We start from the raw sequence: 17,452 nt of genomic DNA on the forward strand, positions 1-17,452 counted from the left end.
GGATTCACCGAGTGCTCACACAATGCCAGTGATCGCTGGCAACAAACCCGCTGATCAGCGCGTTACGGGGCGGAACCGCCCTCAGGAATTCCCGACCTCCCAGTTCGCGACCACCGTCCGGGCGATCTCACGTCCCTCGTCGACGAAGTAGCCGCTGCCGGGGTAGTCGATCGAGACCCGGTAGTTGTCGCCGTTCCCGGCCGTGTAGTAGAGCACGTGGTACTCGCGGTCACGTGGGTTCTGCGAGTCCGTGGTCGTGTATTCGACGGTGTTCTCGGCGGCCTTGTCGCCCTTGTACTCGGTCTCGACCGGTTCGCCCTTGGGAGCGGGGGCGTCCGCGATGTCCCGGGCGTAGTCGCCGTCCTTGAGCTTGTCCCAGTCCGCCCAGGCGTGGGCGCTCGCGGTGGCGGGGAAGTCGCCGTCCTCGTCGTCGGCCTTGATGTCCCGGTCCACGTGGACGACGACCATCCCGCTCGGGTCGGTGAACGTCTCGTTGGTGCCGTCCCAGTCGTCGGCGTGTTTCTTCGGCTTCACGAAGTCGGCCGGCACCGCGACGCTCATGCCCGCCTTGTCGGGGAGTTCGTGCCGCTTCCAGCCTTCCGGCAAGGGCCCCGCGAAGGGGGCCGCGACCACCAGGTACGACGCCACCGCCGCCGCGACGACCAGCGCGCCGAGGGTGATCCACGCGTTGCGGCCCAGCCGGACGCTCCACCTGGACCCCGGCCCGGCCGGTCCGTGCCCCTCGGCGACCCGTACGACCTGGGTGGGTGCCGGCGCCGGCGGGTTCGCGGCGGCGTCCAGCAGGGCCCGGACCCGGGCGGCGTCCGGGCGTCGCGCCGGGTCCTTGTCCAGCAGACCCGTGATGACCTCGGCCAGCGGCCCCCGCGCCGAGGCGGGCGGCGCGGGCGCGGCGTTGAGCACGGACTGGAGCGTGGCGGGGGTGTTGCTGCGGCGGAACGGCGAGACGCCCTCCGTCGCCGCGTACAGCACCACGCCCAGCGACCACAGGTCGCTCGCCGGGCCGGGGCGCTGGCCCAGCACCCGTTCCGGCGCGATGTACTCGGGCGAGCCGACGAAGCCGCCGGTGTCGGTCAGGTTGGTCTCGCCCTCGATCTGGGCGATGCCGAAGTCGGTGAGGACGACCCGGTCGTGCCGGCCCAGCAGTACGTTGTCCGGTTTCACGTCCCGGTGCAGGATGCCGGCCGCGTGCGCGGCGTCCAGTGCGCCGAGCACCTCCAGGCCGACCCTGGCCGCTTCGCGCGCGTCCAGCGTGCCCTCCTGCAACGCGTCGCCGAGCGTGCGGCCCCGCACCAGCTCCATCACGATCCACGGCTGGTCGTCCACCACGGCCACGTCGTGCACGTTGACCACGGCGGGGTGGTCGAGCCGGGCCGCGGCGCGCGCCTCGCGGCGCATCCGTTCGAAGGCGTTGTCCCGTTCACGTCCGGGGAGGTGGTCGGGTACGCGGGGCTCCTTGACGGCGACCTCGCGGTCCACGGTCTCGTCCTTGGCCCGCCACACCGTGCCCATGCCGCCGTGCCCGAGCTTGGCGATCAGCCGGTAGCGGCCGGCGATGAGCCGCCCGGCGCCCGGTTCCCGCGTGGGCGACTCCTCGGACCCGGGAGGCGGCGCCGACGGGGACGGGGACGGGGTCGGGAACGCCGACTGCGGTGACGGTGACGACTGGGGCGGCACGACCTGGGTGGGTGCCGCGTACGGGTTGCCGGGATGCGGCACGGCGACCGGCGGATTCGGTGGTTGCAGGCCAAAACTCGTCGGCTCGTCCGACCCGTTGCGGGGTCCCCCGTTGCTGCTCATGGGTCCATCCATATCGCGCCGCGCGGCCCGTATCCACCACCGGTGGCGCGCGGTCACAGACCCGTGACGCGCACTGCCGCTTATCTCCCGTTTAGGTGCGTTGCGGGGGGCTCCGAGGGGGGCGAGGACGGTGATATCGGCTCCGTCGTCGGCCGGGATGTCGGCTGGGTCGTCGGCCGGGTCGTCGGCTCCGTCGTCGGCCGGGCCGTCGGCTCCGTCGTCGGCGTCACGGGTGCCGAACTCGTCGGCGTACCGCCCCCGCCCCCGTCACCGTCCGCGAGCAGTGCCGCCGCCGTGACACCCGCGCCCGCCGCCGCGACGACCAGCAGAACCGCCATGAGCACGCCCCGCGTCACGCGCCGGGGTTCAGCGCTGCCGGGCGGCGCGGGCGTACGGCCCGTGGACAGGAAGGCGCGCAGCATCCGTTCCGCCTCCGCCGCGTCCAGCCGCCGTTGCGGGTCGCGTTCCAGCAGGCCCCGTACGACCGGGAGGATGGGCCCGGCCTGTGCGGGCGGGTGGATCTCCTCGGTGACCACGGCGTGCAGGACACCGCCCAGCGAGTCCCGGTGGAAGGGTGATGCGCCGCTGAGTACCGCGCACAGCAGCACGCCCAGCGACCACAGGTCGGACTCCGGCCCGGTCCCGGCGCCGGACATCCGTTCGGGGGCGGTGTACTCGGGGGAGCCGACGAAAGAGCCGGTCTCGGTGAGGGTGGTGGCGCCCGCCACCTGGGCCACGCCGAAGTCGGTGAGGACGATCCGGCCGTCCTCGGCCACCAGCACGTTCGACGGCTTCACGTCCCGGTGCAGGATGCCGGCCGCGTGCGCGGTGCCCAGGGCGTCCAGCAGGGCGATGCCGATCCGGGCCGCCTCCGTGGCGTCGACCGGGCCCTGTCCGAGGACGCGGTCGGCGAGCGAGCCGCCGTCGACCAGCTCCATGACCATGTACGCGCGTTCGTCGTCCTCGACGACGTCGTGCACGACGATGACGTGCGGGTGCCTCAGCTGGGCCACGGCGCGGGCCTCGCGCAGGGTGCGCTCACGGCGCCGCCGGGCCTCGGCCGCCGAGAGGGTCTCGTCGAGGGGGAGTACCTTCACGGCCACCTCGCGGGCGAGCAGTTGGTCGGTCGCCCGCCACACGATGCCCATGCCGCCGCGGCCGAGCCGCTCATGGAGCTGGTAACGGCCCGCGATGACACGCCCGCCCGCCCCCTCGGTCATCATGCGTCCCATCATGCCCCACCGGACGGGCCGGCTCCGGGCCGCCGCGACCCGGGTGGCCGACAACCGACGGGCGCTCGGACGCGGTTACGACGGCTTTTGGCCATCGCACGGCGCGGTCCGGACGATCAGACGGTCTTCTCCTGCCAGCTCTGCAACACCGTACGGAACTGCTGCCGCGTGGTCTCCCAGTCCTCGACGGGCCCCGCCATGAAGATGACGTACTCGACCCCGTCCCGGGACATGTACGTCTCCTCGACGGCGCGGCGCGGACCGGGGAACTCGGTGTCCTTCGGCAGCGCGGTCCAGGTGTACTCCCAGCGGGCGCTGTCGTGGTCGCGGTAGGTGGTCCGTTCCAGGCCGACGCGCCGGTAGTCGACCAGGCGCTGCTGGAGCTGCAGATCGAGGTCGAGCTGGTGGGCGTACGGGTCGTTGTAGTCGGGAGCGGTGTCGACGGCGATGCGGACGAAGTGGTTGCCGTTGTCGGGGGTGTAGTCGATCTGCTGGAGCTCGCCTTCCTCGTCGAACGGCACCCGCTGCCAGTCCTCGGGCAGGTAGAGGCTGAAACCCACCGGGTCGTCCCGGCGGACCCAGCCGGCCGGGACGGAACCGCCGGGGTTCTTGCCGGAGGTGGCGGAGGGGGAGGGAGACGGGGACGGGGACGTGGAGTCGGAGGCGCCCGGACTCGCCTCCGTGCCGCCCTGGTTCCGCTGTTGCAGCACCACGGCGGTGCCCGCGCCGATGAGGGCGGCGACGGCGATGATCAGGGCGAGCGTGCGCAGGCGGCGGCGCCGGGAGCGTTGCGGGGGGCCGCCGGCCGGCGGGTAGCCCGCCGGTGCCTGGCCCATCGGCACGGTGCCGCCCGCCGCGTGCCCCATCTGCGGGTGGCCCATCTGCGGGTGACCCATCGGTGGCTGACCCGTCGGTGGCTGACCCATGGCCGTGGGGCCGCCCGCCGTAGGGCCGCCCGCCATAGGGCCACCCGCCCTGGGATCGGCCGCAGTGGGATCGACCGCCATCGGACCGGCCGCCATGGGGCCGGCAACCGTGGGGCCGGTCATCGGCTGGTACGGCGTCGCGGTGGTCCCGCCCGCCGGTCCCGGTGTCCCGGGGTGGGGTGTGTCGTTCTGCCCCCGTGAGCCCGAGTACCGCGTCGGCACGTACGCCTGGGCCGCGTTCGGCCGCCGCCCCTCCGCCGCCTCCGCGAGCATCTGCTCGGTCTCGGTCACGTCGGGCCGCGTGGCCGGCTCCTTGCGCAACAGCGCGCTGATGACGGGCCCGAGCGGTCCGGCGTACCGGGGTTCGGTGGCCTCCTCCTCGACGACCGCCTGCATGGTGGTGAGCGGTGAGGTGCGGCGGAACGGCGACCTGCCCTCCACCGCCGTGTACAGCGTCGCGCCGAGCGCCCACAGGTCGGAGGCGGGACCGGGGTCGTGGCCGCGCACCCGTTCGGGCGCCAGGTAGTCGACGGAGCCGACGACCTCTCCGGTCCGGGTGATGGTGGAGTCGCCTTCGATCTGCGCGATGCCGAAGTCGGTGAGCAGCACCCGGCCGTCGTCGGCGAGCAGTACGTTGCCGGGCTTGACGTCGCGGTGCAGGACGCCGGCGGTGTGCGCGGCGCGCAGGGCCCGCAGCACCCACAGTCCGACACGGGCCGCCTCGCGCGGCTCGACCCGCTCGTCCTCCTTGACCGCGTCGGCCAGCGAGCGGCCCTCGACCAGCTCCATCACGATCCAGGGCCGGCCGTCGTGTTCGAGTACGTCGTGCACGGTGACGACGGCCGAGTGGTTGATCCGCGCCGCCGCGCGCGCCTCGCTCCGGGTGCGCGTCAGCAGGATCGCCTGGTCGCTCTCGGAGACGTAGAGCGCGGCGGTCAACTCCTTGATGGCGACGGCCCGGTGCAGCACCTCGTCGTGTGCGCGCCACACCCGGCCCATGCCGCCGCTGCCGATGGTCTCGCCGAGCCGGTAACGGCCCGCGACGAGCCGGCCCTGCATCTGATTCACGTTGCCCCGCAATGCTCTTGTCAGGGCCAGACTAGGGACCGAGCGCCGCCCGGGGAACGGGTGGGGTGCCCCGTAACCCGCTCTGTGACGGTTGTCGCTTTCCGTGACTGGAGGCAACCATCGGGCCGAACTGCCTTCAGCCCGTGTACTGGTAGGTCGCCGAGGCCTGTTCGAACAGCCGGGTCACCTCTTCCCGCTCCGCCACCGGGCCACGCACCTGCACCACGTGGTAGCGCCCGTCGATCAGCGTCGCGACGTTACGCACGTACAGCTCGCCGCCGTCGGCCGCGTTCCAGGTGAACTGCCCCTCCGCCATGGTGCGTCCGCCGACCTCGATGGTCTTCAGGCCGCTGGAGGTGGCCCAGCTGGAGGCGCGGTACGACTCCAACTCGGGCTCGCTGTCACGCTGGTAGACCATCGGATCGTCCCCGAACTCGGTCGCGCGGTCCCGGCCCGGTACGACGATGAGCTCGAAGTCGCCCTTCGCGTAGACGACCTGGCCGCTGCCGTTGCGGGGCGTGCGGTCCCAGCCCTCGGCGACGGCGACGCGGAAGCCCTCGGCGTCCTCGCGCAGCGTGAACCCGTCGGCGACGCCGGGGTCGTTGGTCTGCGTCTCGGTGGAGCCGGTCTCCGTCTGCGAGGCACTGGGGTCGGACTTCGGGGACGTCTGCTCCGGCCTGGGCTCGCTGCTGACATCCGGGGAGCGTTCGGGCGGCGCCGGGCTCGCCTCGCCCGCGGCGCCCGTCCGGTCGGTGCCGCCGGTGCCGCCTGTGTCGCCCTTCGGCATGAAGAACATCGCGTAGGCGACGGCTCCGGCCAGGGCGAGCAGTATCAGCAGGAGCAGTGTCCGGCCGAGGCTGCGCGGCGAACGAGACGTCTCCTGTCTGCCCCGCTTGTGGCGTCCGTGGTGCGCGGGCAGCCCGGCGCGCCGCCTGCGCACCAGCTCGCCCCGCCGGCGCACGATGGGCAGCCGGCCGGTCTCGGCGGGCGGGGCCGAGATGACGTGCAGGCCGGCCTCCGGTTCGGGCGCGGACCGCACCAGCGAGCGCAGCCAGCCGCTCAGTTCCTCGAAGTCGATGCGTTCGGTGGGGTCCTGACGCAGCAGCGACTCCACGACCGGCCGCAGCGGTCCGCACTCCTCGGCGAACGCCGGCGGTTCCGCGCACACGATCTGCACCAGCTCGGCGGTCGACTCCTCCGGGTAGGGCGCGTGCCCCTGTACGGCGCGGAAGAGCAGCGCGCCCAGCGCCCACAGGTCGGTGGCGGGTCCGATGGGGGCGGCGAGCTGCCAGTTCTCGTGCACCGGCCCGGCCTGTTCCGGCGCCCAGCGCTCGGTCACCGGCCCGACCACGGCCATCCGCGTCTGGCGTGCCCGTTCGGCGACGAGTGCGGTGGCCGGACCGCGCGGCGCGGGGGTGCGGGTGACCAGGTCGTCCCAGTGTCCGGCGGTCGGCCCGGGAACCTCGGCGGTCGTCGCGGGGCCGGGCTCCGGTCGCGGACTGGCGGGCAGGGCCCGTCCGCCCGACGGAGCGGAGGGAGCAGACGGAGCGGAAGGGGCGGTGGAGGTGATGGGAGTGATGGGAGTGGTGGGGGCCGGGTCGCCGGTGGGGCGGGGTGTGGCGCCGTGCCAGGAGGTCGTACGTACGCCGTAGGGGTCGTCGATCTGCCCGGGCGGGGCGGCGCCGTGACCGGCCGCCTCGGTGGGCTGCGCGCCGAAGGAGGACGTGCCGGGGATACGGGACCGCTGGGCGGTGTCGCTGTCGGGGGCGGGGCGGGCGCCGGGCAGGGCCGCGCGGCCGTTCTGCGCCTCCTGGACGCGAGCGGCTGCCCTGGCACCGGCGCGGTACGCGGCGATCGCCCCGGCGCGCGCGGCGCGGACGTCTCCACCGGCGTCGACCGGCGCGGGGGCGAGTCCGGCGGCGCCGCCCGGCCCCTGGGCACCGGTCACCGGCAGCCCGCCCGCGGTCCGCGCCTCTATGGCGGCCCGCCGGGCGGCCTCGGGATCGGCACCGACCGGTCCCGGGACACCGGTCCGCACGCCCCCGGGAGCGGTGACACCGGGACCTGCACCACCCGGACCGGAAAGCCGGACATCCGCACCAGCGGCACCAGGACCAGGCCCAGGGCCGGGGCCACCAGGACCAAGGACCCCGTTCTCCGCGCCACCGCCCCGGCCGAAGGTCCCGTCAGGGGCGACCGCGGCACCTCGGTCCTCCTCGCCCTCGGGGGCGGGGACCGGGTCGTAGCCGCACAGCGCCTCCTCCGCCGCACCGACCGCCAGGCCGGTCAGCACCACACGCCCGTCGTCGCAGACGAGCACCGTGCGCGCGGTGATGTTGCGGTGCACCCAGCCGTACGTGTGCAGCACCCGCAGCGCGAGGAGGACGTCGGAGGCCACCTCGGCCGCCCGGTACGGCGTCAGCGGCTGCTCGGCGAGCAGGGCGGCCAGTGGCCTGGCGGCCACCAGTTCGCTGACGATCCACAGCGAACCGCCCTCGGCGAACACGTCGAAGACCTGGTCCAGACGCGGATGGTCGGGGACCGCGGCCGCGGCCTGTGCCGCCTCGACGGCACGACGCACCACCGGGTCGACCGGCCGCCGGGTGCCACCGCGCGCGTCCGCCGGCCGCCTCCCGGGGTGCCGGGCGCCGCCGTCCCGGGCCGTGAAGCCCTCGGGCAGGCCGTCCGCGTCGAGCACCTCGGCCTCGACGACCTCCGGCAGCGGCACCTGGCGGACCAGGACTTCCTGCCCGCTGTAGGTGTCGAAGGCCCGGCTCTCGGTGAGTTCGTACTCGTCGGACGGCGGCAGGGGCAGGCGGTAGCGGTCGACGAGTACCCGTCCCGCATAGTCGTCCACGTCGCCACCCCCGGCAGCCCGTCGGTCAATTCCGTTCGTCCGGCGGGCCGTTCCGGCTGCGTACGGTCCGCGAGCACTCACGATACGTGCCGGAGGCAACCCACAAAGAGGGGATGCCAGATATCGGGCCGCTCAAACCCGGTGGCCGCGGGTTCAGGACTTGGACTGGAAGGTCTTCGTCAGGGTCCGCCAGGCGTCCCGGCGCAGGTCACTGTCCCAGTCGGCGGCCTTCGCGGTGTACATGAGCGCGTAGCCCTGGTGGTCGTTGACGACGAACCCCCGGTCCACGGTCCGGTACTTGGTGCCGCCGTCCGTGTAGGTGAACTCCCAGTCGGCCGCGTTCCAGCCGCGGTAGCCGACCTTCTCTATGCGGATCTTCTTGTACTGGGAGCGGACCATGTACCGCTCCTGGCTCTTCCAGTCCGCGACCGGGTCGCCCTTGGGTGTGGACGTCCAGGCGACGAGCAGCTTCTGCCCCTGGGGACCGGTGAACCGGTCACCCGCGGAGCCCGTGGACTGGTACTTCCAGCCCTCGGGCAGTCCGATGCTGTACCCCTGTTCGCCCTGGTGGGTGGCTGCCGCGCCCTCGTCGTCGCCGGACTCCTCGGCGTCGTCGTCACCGTCCGGACCGGATCCGGCCCCGGCGTCGCCGGAGGCGCTCGCTCCGGAGCCCGGGGCCCCGCCCACCGCCGGATCCGAGGCGGAACCGTCGGTACCGGTCCCGCTCTCCTCGTCCTGCTTGGTGTCGTCGCTCGCGGTGGCGGAGGCGACGGCCTTGTCACCGCTTCCGCCCTTGGCCCCGTTCTCGTCGTCACCGCCGAGCGTGAGGGCCAGCACGGTGCCGAGGACGGCGAGCGCCACGACGACGGCGATGATCACCAGCGTCCGGCGCGGCACCACGTCGGTGAGCGGCGCCCGGCGCACGGGCCGGGGCGGCAGGTCCGGCGGCGGTACGACGGGCCAGCCGGAACTCCGGGCACCCGAAGGCGCGTTCGACGCACCGGGCTGCGATCCCACACCGGCTCCGGCACCGGCACCCGCGCCCGTCACCGGTGCGGCGGCCCCGGCCCCACGCGGGGTGGCGGCGGAACCCGTCCCGGCGGGACCCTGGGCGGCAGAGGACCCGGCGGATCCGACCGATCCGGTGGCACCCGGCACGGCCCGGTCGGCCCCGCCCGGCTTGGTACGGGAGGCAGCCGCGGCACCGGCCGCGCCCGCCCCGACCGCGGCCTTGCGCACGGAACGCAGCGCCCCGCGCAGCCGCTCCCCGGCCTCCTCGCCCCGCTTGCCCCCGGCACCCGCCGAACCGCCCCGGCGCGTCCGCTCGTCCGGCTGTGCCGGCAGCGGCACCACCTTGGTGGCGTCGGCCGGTTCGGTCTCGTCCGCACTGTCCGGGGCGTGGATGACCTTGTTGAGCATCGCGCGGGCGCCCGCGTCGTCGAGCCGCTGGGCGGGGTCCTTGTTGAGCAGCCCGAAGATGACGTCCCGCAGCGGGCCGGCGTTCTTCGGCTCCTCCAGGTTCTCCGTCATCACCGCGGTCAGCGTCGCGATCGCGGAGCCCTTGTCGTAGGGCGGGGAGCCCTCCACCGCCGCGTACAGCAGTCCGCCGAGCGACCACAGGTCGGCGGCCGGTCCCGGCTTGTGGCCGCGGGCCCGCTCCGGGGAGATGTAGGAGGGGGCGCCGACGAGCATGCCGGTGGAGGTGATGGACGGGTCGCCCTCCACCTGGGCGATGCCGAAGTCGGTGAGGACGACCCGGCCGTCCTCGGCGATCAGTACGTTCGACGGCTTCACGTCGCGGTGCAGGATGCCCTCGCGGTGCGCGGAACGCAGGACGTCGAGGACGGCGAGGCCGACCTCCGCCGCGCGCTTCGGCTTCAGCAGACCGTCCTCACGGATGGCCTCGGCGAGCGACTTGCCCTCGACGAGTTCCATCACGATCCACGGCCGGTCGTCCTCCTCGACCACGTCGAAGACCGTCACGGCGCTGTTGTTGCGGATCCGCGCGATCGCCTTGGCCTCGCGCAGCGTGCGCGTGATCAGGCGCCGCTTCTCCTCCTCGTCGATGTTCCCCGGAAACCGCAGCTCCTTGACGGCGACCGTGCGTCCCAGGGTCTCGTCCTCTGCCCGCCACACCGTCCCCATGCCGCCGCGGCCGAGCACGTCTCCCAGCCGGTACCGCCCGGCGAGGAGACGTGCGCTCTTGTCCGTACGGGATGTCCCCGCCCGCTCCGCCTCCGACATGCGTCCCCTCATGCAACCCGCCCTGACAGAGCCTTCATTGTCCCTCACCCGACAAGTGCTCGACGCCCAGGGTGCCTCTGGCGCCGAGCGGGCGAGAGGCAAGTGGCACGGCAGGGTGACCCTGCGTCACACCTGCCCCGACGGCCCCTGCCGCGTGCCCCGGCGGGCGCCCCGACGCGTGCCCTGACATGCGCCTGACGTGCGCCCGGACGCGCTCCCTAACGCGGCACGATGTCCGGCGCTCCCAGGCGGGCCGCATCGGCCGTGAGGTCGTCCGGCTGACGCTGCGACTCGCGCTCGGCCTCCACCCGCTTCTCGTAGTGCTGGACCTCCCGTTCGACCTGGTCCTTGCCCCAGCCCAGCACCGGTGCCATCAGTTCGGCGACCTCCCGGGCGCTGCGCGTGCCCCGGTCGAAGGTCTCGATGGAGATGCGGGTGCGCCGGGTCAGTACGTCGTCCAGGTGTCGCGCGCCCTCGTGGGAGGCGGCGTAGACGACCTCGGCGCGCAGGTAGTCGTCGGCGGCGTGCAGCGGCTCGCCGAGGGAGGGGTCCTCGGCGATGAGCTCCAGCACCTCCTCCGCCATGGCGCCGTACCGGTTGAGCAGGTGCTCCACGCGGACGACGTGCAGGCCGGTGCGCGCGGCGACCCGCGCCCGCGCGTTCCACAGCGCGCGGTAGCCCTCGGCGCCGAGCAGCGGCGTGTCCTCGGTGACGCAGTCCGCGACCCGCAGGTCGAGCCCGTGCACCGCCTCGTCCACGGCGTCCTTGGCCATCACCCGGTACGTCGTGTACTTGCCGCCCGCCACGACGACGAGCCCGGGCACCGGGTGCGCGACGGTGTGCTCGCGCGACAGCTTGCTGGTGGCGTCCGACTCGCCGGCCAGCAGCGGGCGCAGACCGGCGTACACACCCTCGACGTCGTCGCGGGTGAGCGGTACGGACAGCACGGAGTTGACGTGTTCCAGCAGGTAGTCGATGTCCGCGCTGGAGGCGGCCGGGTGGGCCTTGTCCAGGTCCCAGCCGGTGTCCGTGGTGCCGATGATCCAGTGCCGGCCCCAGGGGATGACGAAGAGCACGGACTTCTCGGTGCGCAGGATCAGGCCGGTGCTGGAGTGGATGCGGTCCTTGGGCACGACCAGGTGGATGCCCTTGGAGGCCCGGACGTGGAACTGGCCGCGCTCGCCCACCATCGACTGGGTGTCGTCGGTCCACACCCCGGTGGCGTTCACGATCTGCTTGGCGTGGATCTCGTACTCGCCGCCCGCCTCGACGTCCTGGACGCGCGCGCCGACCACGCGCTCGCCCTCGCGCAGGAAGGAGGTCACGCGCGCGCGGTTGGCGACCGGGGCGCCGTACGCCGCCGCGGTGCGCACCAGCGTGGCCACGAAGCGGGCGTCGTCCATCTGGGCGTCGTAGTACTGGAGCGCGCCGACCAGCGCGTCCTTCTTCAAGGCGGGCGCCACGCGCAGGGCGTGACCGCGGCTCAGGTGACGGTGCATCGGCAGGCCCCGGCCGTGTCCGCGGGCCATCGACATGGCGTCGTAGAGCGCGACGCCCGACCCGGCGTACAGCCGCTCCCACCCCTTGTGCCGCAAGGGGTACAGGAACGGCACGGGCTTCACCAGATGCGGCGCGAGCCGCTCCAGCAGCAGCCCGCGCTCCTTGAGCGCCTCCCGTACGAGCGCGAAGTCGAGCATCTCCAGATAGCGCAGGCCGCCGTGGATCAGCTTGCTGGACCTGCTGGAGGTGCCCGACGCCCAGTCCCGTGCCTCGACCAGGCCGGTGGACAGTCCTCGCGTCACCGCGTCGAGGGCGGTGCCCGCGCCCACCACTCCCGCGCCCACCACCAGTACGTCAAGTTCGCGCTCGGCCATGGCCGCGAGTGACTCGGCGCGCTGCGCCGGCCCCAGGGTCGCTGTCCTCACTGCTGCCTCCCGCTGTCGGTCGCGTCGGCCGCACCCGTCGGGGCGTAGCCCGGTTCCTGGTACCCACCATGCCCAGATTCTGACCGACCCGCCCGACATCGGCCGCCGCACAGCCTCAGCCTGTGGACAACTCCCCCGCGGACCTGTGGACAACTTCCCCGCAGCTCGGCGACAACACTCGACACTCGCCGAATCCCGGCCGATCAATCCCGCAAATCGGTCATATTTACTCCTAGTCTGACGTTGTGCTCGCCCATCCTGTCCACCGGGCTTGCGCACCTGTCCCGCTTCGGTTACTGGGAAGGACGGCCCACGCCATGCCCGCAGATCTCGCCGTCATCGGACTCGGCCCGTACGGCCTGCCCCTGGCCCAGGCCGCCGTCGCCGCGGGCATCCCCACCCTCGGCTACCGCACCGGCCCCGAGGCCGACCCGCTCACCCCCGCCGAGGTGCGCCGGATGCTCGCGACGGGCTTCCGCACCCCCGCCGGTCCGGACGAGCTGGGCCGCGTCCGCACCGCCGTCATCTGCGCCCCCACCTCGCCGGGCGCGGACGGCGGCCTGGACCTGACCCAGGTGGAGGCGGCCGCCCGCACCCTGGCCGCCCACATGCGCCCGCACACCACGGTGATCCTGGAGTCACCCGTGCGGCCGGGGACGACGGAGGAGTTCCTGCGCCCCCTCCTGGAGCGGGGCTCCGGGCTGCGCGCCGGCCGCGACTTCCACCTCGCCTACTCCCCCAGCCGCGTCGACCCCGGCAACCGCGACTTCACCCCGGCCAACACCCCGAAGGTCATCGGCGGCCTCACCCCCGCCTGCACCGAGTCGGCCGCCACCTTCTACGGCCGCCTCACCGACAAGGTCGTACGCGCGCGTGGCCCCCGCGAGGCGGAGACGGTCCAGCTCCTGGAGACCAACTTCCGGCACGTCAACATCGCCCTCGTCAACGAGATGGCCGTCCTCTGCGACGACCTGGGCGTCGACCTGTGGGACGTCCTGCGCTGCGCCGAGACCAAGCCGTTCGGCTTCCAGGCCTTCCGCCCCGGCCCCGGCGTCGGCGGCCACTCCGTCCCGCAGGACCTGACCGGCCAGGCCCCCCACAGCCTGCGCATGGTGGAACTGGCCCAGCAGGTCAACTCCCAGATGCCCCGCTACGTCGTCCAGCGCGCCGCCGCCCTCCTCAACGAGCACGGCAAGTCCGCGCGCGGCGCCCGCGTCCTGCTCCTCGGCGTCACCTACAAGGCCGACCTCGCCGACCGGCAGGCCTCCCCGGCCGAGGAGATCGCGACCCGCCTGATGTCGATGGGCGCCGCCGTCAGCTACCACGACCCGCACATCCCGTCCTGGAAGGTCCTGGACCGCCCCGTCCCCCGCGCCGACTCCCTCTACGAGACCGCCGCCGACGCCGACCTGACGATCCTCCTCCAGCAGCACCGCACGTACGACCTCCAGGGCCTGTCGGTGAAGGCCCAGCTGCTGCTGGACACGCGGGGGGCGACGCCCACGGGGGCGGCGCACCGGTTGTGAGGAGGGGGCGCGCGGGGTGACCGTGCCACGCGCTCCCGCGCACGCCTCTCAGCATGCGAAAGAGGCCGGTCGCCCCCTCAAGGGCCACCGGCCTCCTCAGAGCGCCGCCAGAGCCGTCGGACCCGTAAGAGAGCCGTCTGAGCCGTCAGAGCCGTCAGAGCCGTCAGAGCCGTCAGACGACTACCGCTACCGCCGGTGCTGCGAGTCCCCCACCGTCACCTCGACGCGCTGGAACTCCTTCAGCTCGCTGTACCCGGTCGTCGACATCGCCCGGCGCAGCGCGCCGAAGAAGTTCATCGAGCCGTCGGGGTTGCGGGACGGGCCGGTGAGGATCTCCTCGATGGTGCCGACCGTGCCGAGGTCGACCTTCTTGCCGCGGGGCAGCTCCTCGTTGACGGCCTCCATGCCCCAGTGGTTGCCCCTGCCCGGCGCGTCGGTCGCGCGGGCCAGCGGGGAGCCCATCATCACCGAGTCGGCGCCGCAGGCGATGGCCTTGGGCAGGTCGCCGGACCAGCCGACACCGCCGTCGGCGATGACGTGCACGTACCGGCCGCCGGACTCGTCCATGTAGTCGCGGCGGGCCGCCGCCACGTCCGCCACGGCCGTGGCCATGGGCACCTGGATGCCGAGCACGTTGCGCGTGGTGTGGGCGGCGCCGCCGCCGAAGCCGACGAGGACGCCCGCCGCGCCGGTGCGCATCAGGTGCAGGGCGGCGGTGTACGTGGCACAGCCGCCGACGATCACCGGGACGTCCAGCTCGTAGATGAACTGCTTCAGGTTCAGCGGCTCGTGCGAGCCGGAGACGTGCTCCGCGGAGACGGTGGTGCCGCGGATGACGAAGATGTCCACGCCCGCGTCGACGACGGCCTTGGAGAACTGGGCGGTGCGCTGCGGGGAGAGCGCGGCGGCGGTGACCACGCCCGAGTCGCGCACCTCCTTGATGCGCTGCCCGATCAGCTCCTCCTTGATGGGAGCCGCGTAGATCTCCTGGAGGCGGCGGGTCGCGTTGTCCGTGTCCAGTTCCGCGATCTCGTCGAGCAGCGGCTGCGGGTCCTCGTACCGGGTCCACAGGCCTTCGAGGTTCAGTACGCCGAGGCCGCCCAGCTCGCCGATGCGGATGGCGGTGGCCGGGGAGACGACCGAGTCCATGGGAGCGGCCAGGAACGGCAGCTCGAAGCGGTAGGCGTCGATCTGCCAGGCGATCGAGACCTCCTTCGGGTCCCGCGTACGGCGGCTGGGGACGACGGCGATGTCGTCGAAGGCGTACGCCCGGCGGCCGCGCTTGCCGCGCCCGATCTCGATCTCAGTCACGTCTGTGGCCTTTCCCTGATGCGTTGCAGCGCCTTCCAGTATCCCCGACGGGCGCGGCGGGTCTCCCCGACGGGCGCGCCGAGGGCGGCCCCGGATGTTCCCGGGGCCGCCCTGGAAGGCGTTCTGCCTACTTCTTCTGCCTACTTGCTGCGGCTGTAGTTCGGTGCCTCGACCGTCATCTGGATGTCGTGCGGGTGGCTCTCCTTGAGACCGGCGGAGGTGATCCGCACGAAGCGGCCCTTCGACTCCATCTCCTCGATGGTGGCGGCCCCCACGTATCCCATGGTCTGGCGCAGTCCGCCGACGAGCTGGTGCAGCACGTTGGCCAGCGGGCCGCGGTAGGGCACCTGGCCCTCGATGCCCTCGGGCACGAGCTTGTCGTCGGACGCCACCTCGGCCTGGAAGTAGCGGTCCTTGGAGAAGGACCTGCCCTGGCCACGGGACTGCATGGCGCCCAGGGAGCCCATTCCGCGGTACGACTTGAACTGCTTGCCGTTGATGAACTGCAGCTCGCCCGGCGACTCCTCGCAGCCCGCGAGCAGGCTGCCCAGCATCACCGTGTCGGCGCCGGCGGCCAGGGCCTTGCCGATGTCGCCCGAGTACTGCAGGCCGCCGTCGCCGATCAGCGGGACGCCCGCGGCGCGGGCCGCCAGGGAGGCCTCGTAGATGGCGGTGACCTGCGGGACGCCGATGCCGGCGACGACGCGGGTCGTGCAGATGGAGCCGGGGCCGACGCCGACCTTGATGCCGTCGACGCCCGCGTCGATCAGGGCCTGGGCACCGTCACGGGTGGCGACGTTGCCGCCGATCACGTCCACGCCGACGCTGGACTTGATCTTCGACATCCAGCTCAGGGCGTTGCTGTTGTGGCCGTGCGAGGTGTCGACGACCAGGAAGTCCACGCCCGCGGCGGCCAGGGCCTGGGCGCGCTCCAGCGCCTCGGGGCTGGCGCCGACGGCGGCGCCGACCAGCAGGCGGCCCTCCGCGTCCTTGGCGGCGTGGGGGTACTGCTCGGCCTTGACGAAGTCCTTGACCGTGATGAGGCCCTTGAGGACGCCCGCGTCGTCGACCAGCGGAAGCTTCTCGATCTTGTGGCGGCGCAGCAGCCCCATGGCGTCCACACCGGAGATGCCGACCTTGCCGGTGACCAGCGGCATCGGCGTCATGACCTCGCGCACCTGGCGCGTGCGGTCGGACTCGAAGGCCATGTCCCGGTTGGTGACGATGCCGAGCAGCTTGCCGGCCGGGTCGGTGACCGGGACGCCGCTGATGCGGAACTTGGCGCACAGGGCGTCCGCCTCGGTCAGCGTGGCTTCCGGGTGCACCGTGATCGGGTCGGTGACCATGCCGGACTCGGACCGCTTGACGAGGTCGACCTGGTTGACCTGGTCCTCGACGGAGAGGTTGCGGTGCAGCACACCGACACCGCCCTGACGGGCCATGGCGATCGCCATGCGGGACTCGGTCACCTTGTCCATCGCCGCCGAGAGCAGCGGGATGTTGACCCGGACGTTGCGGGAGATGCGGGACGAGGTGTCGACCGCGTTGGGGAGCACCTCGGATGCGCCCGGCAGCAGCAGCACGTCGTCGTAGGTCAGCCCGAGCGTCGCGAATTTCTCGGGCACTCCGTCGACGTTTGCAGTCATGACACCTTCCCCAAATGGCCTTGATCGGTGCGGATGTCCATGCTAACGGGAAGTGGGCGTGGCTCATTCCACGATCAAGGCAGCCCATGCTCTTCGTAGCTTCGTACGGACGGTGGCCGCCGCCCGTCGCACGACGCCGACTACTGCTCCGCCAGGGCCCGCAGCCGGCTCAGCGCCCGGTGCTGTGCGACCCGCACGGCACCTGGTGACATTCCCAACATCTGCCCGGTCTCCTCGGCGGTGAGCCCGACCGCGATGCGCAGCAGGAGCAGCTCGCGCTGGTTCTCCGGCAGGTTGGCCAGGAGTTTCTTGGCCCAGGCGGCGTCGCTGTTGAGCAGCGCGCGCTCCTCCGGGCCCAGTGAGTCGTCCGGCCGCTCGGGCATCTCGTCGGACGGGACGGCCGTCGAGCCGGGGTGGCGCATCGCCGCGCGCTGGAGGTCGGCGACCTTGTGGGCGGCGATGGCGAAGACGAACGCCTCGAACGGGCGGCCGGTGTCCTTGTAGCGGGGCAGCGCGAGCAGCACCGCGACGCAGACCTCCTGGGCGAGGTCCTCGACGAAGTGCCGGGCGTCGCCGGGCAGCCGGGACAGCCGGGTGCGGCAGTAGCGCAGCGCCAGGGGGTGGACATGGGCGAGCAGGTCGTGCGTGGCCTGCTCGTCCCCGTCGACGGCGCGGTGGACGAGCCCACCGACCGTCCCTTGATCAGGGGCCGCCTCGTCGTCACGCATCGGTCCATGGTGCCTTGCGGCTGTCCGATCCGTGGCTCCGTGCCCGTTGTTGTGCACCGAAGCGTTATGAGCAGGTGCGCCGGAACTCATACCCTGCGCCCTCCCCTTCCGCTCGACCGACTCGTCCCCGAGGAACTCCACACCTCAAGGATGCGTCATCCGCGGCGAAAC

General features: G+C 72.9%; 10 protein-coding genes. 1 reads left to right on the forward strand and 9 read right to left on the reverse strand.

All coding sequences use genetic code 11. The features are described from left to right. Window positions 1-81 precede the first annotated feature (81 nt). From QC283_RS06040 to QC283_RS06065, 6 genes are all read right to left on the reverse strand, one after another. Window positions 82-1,818, reverse strand: a complete 1,737-nt coding sequence (locus QC283_RS06040) for a serine/threonine-protein kinase (protein WP_279560302.1) — start codon at window positions 1,816-1,818, stop codon at window positions 82-84. 80 nt (window positions 1,819-1,898) lie between these two features. Further along, on the reverse strand, window positions 1,899-3,050 hold the full coding sequence (locus QC283_RS06045; RefSeq protein WP_279560405.1) for a serine/threonine-protein kinase: 1,152 nt from the start codon (window positions 3,048-3,050) through the stop codon (window positions 1,899-1,901). A 116-nt stretch (window positions 3,051-3,166) separates the two neighbouring features. Continuing rightward, entirely contained in the window at window positions 3,167-5,035 is a 1,869-nt protein-coding gene (locus tag QC283_RS06050; protein ID WP_279560303.1) for a serine/threonine-protein kinase, read from the reverse strand. 145 nt (window positions 5,036-5,180) lie between these two features. Further along, window positions 5,181-7,901: a protein kinase gene (locus QC283_RS06055; protein ID WP_279560304.1), complete on the reverse strand. Its 2,721-nt coding sequence runs from the start codon at window positions 7,899-7,901 to the stop codon at window positions 5,181-5,183. A 153-nt stretch (window positions 7,902-8,054) separates the two neighbouring features. Then, a complete protein-coding gene (locus QC283_RS06060; protein WP_279560406.1) occupies window positions 8,055-10,145 on the reverse strand; it encodes a serine/threonine-protein kinase in 2,091 nt (696 codons plus the stop codon). A gap of 218 nt (window positions 10,146-10,363) precedes the next feature. Then, a complete protein-coding gene (locus QC283_RS06065) occupies window positions 10,364-12,070 on the reverse strand; it encodes a glycerol-3-phosphate dehydrogenase/oxidase (RefSeq protein ID WP_279560305.1) in 1,707 nt (568 codons plus the stop codon). 317 nt (window positions 12,071-12,387) lie between these two features. On the opposite strand from QC283_RS06065, the gene QC283_RS06070 reads away from it, so the two are divergent. Continuing rightward, complete coding sequence (locus tag QC283_RS06070; protein WP_279560306.1) at window positions 12,388-13,596, forward strand: nucleotide sugar dehydrogenase; 1,209 nt, start codon at window positions 12,388-12,390, stop codon at window positions 13,594-13,596. A gap of 186 nt (window positions 13,597-13,782) precedes the next feature. On the opposite strand, the gene QC283_RS06075 is transcribed toward QC283_RS06070, so the two are convergent. The 3 genes from QC283_RS06075 to QC283_RS06085 all read right to left on the reverse strand — a co-directional run bounded on the left by QC283_RS06075 (window position 13,783) and on the right by QC283_RS06085 (window position 17,281). Continuing rightward, window positions 13,783-14,907: a GuaB3 family IMP dehydrogenase-related protein gene (locus QC283_RS06075; RefSeq protein ID WP_279560307.1), complete on the reverse strand. Its 1,125-nt coding sequence runs from the start codon at window positions 14,905-14,907 to the stop codon at window positions 13,783-13,785. 140 nt (window positions 14,908-15,047) lie between these two features. After that, complete coding sequence (guaB, locus tag QC283_RS06080; protein ID WP_279560308.1) at window positions 15,048-16,553, reverse strand: IMP dehydrogenase; 1,506 nt, start codon at window positions 16,551-16,553, stop codon at window positions 15,048-15,050. A gap of 140 nt (window positions 16,554-16,693) precedes the next feature. Further along, window positions 16,694-17,281, reverse strand: coding sequence for a sigma-70 family RNA polymerase sigma factor (locus QC283_RS06085; RefSeq protein ID WP_019329587.1), 588 nt, complete (start codon window positions 17,279-17,281; stop codon window positions 16,694-16,696). Window positions 17,282-17,452: the final 171 nt, after the last annotated feature.

The organism is Streptomyces sp. DH41 (assembly GCF_029813785.1).
Taxonomy (GTDB): domain Bacteria; phylum Actinomycetota; class Actinomycetes; order Streptomycetales; family Streptomycetaceae; genus Streptomyces.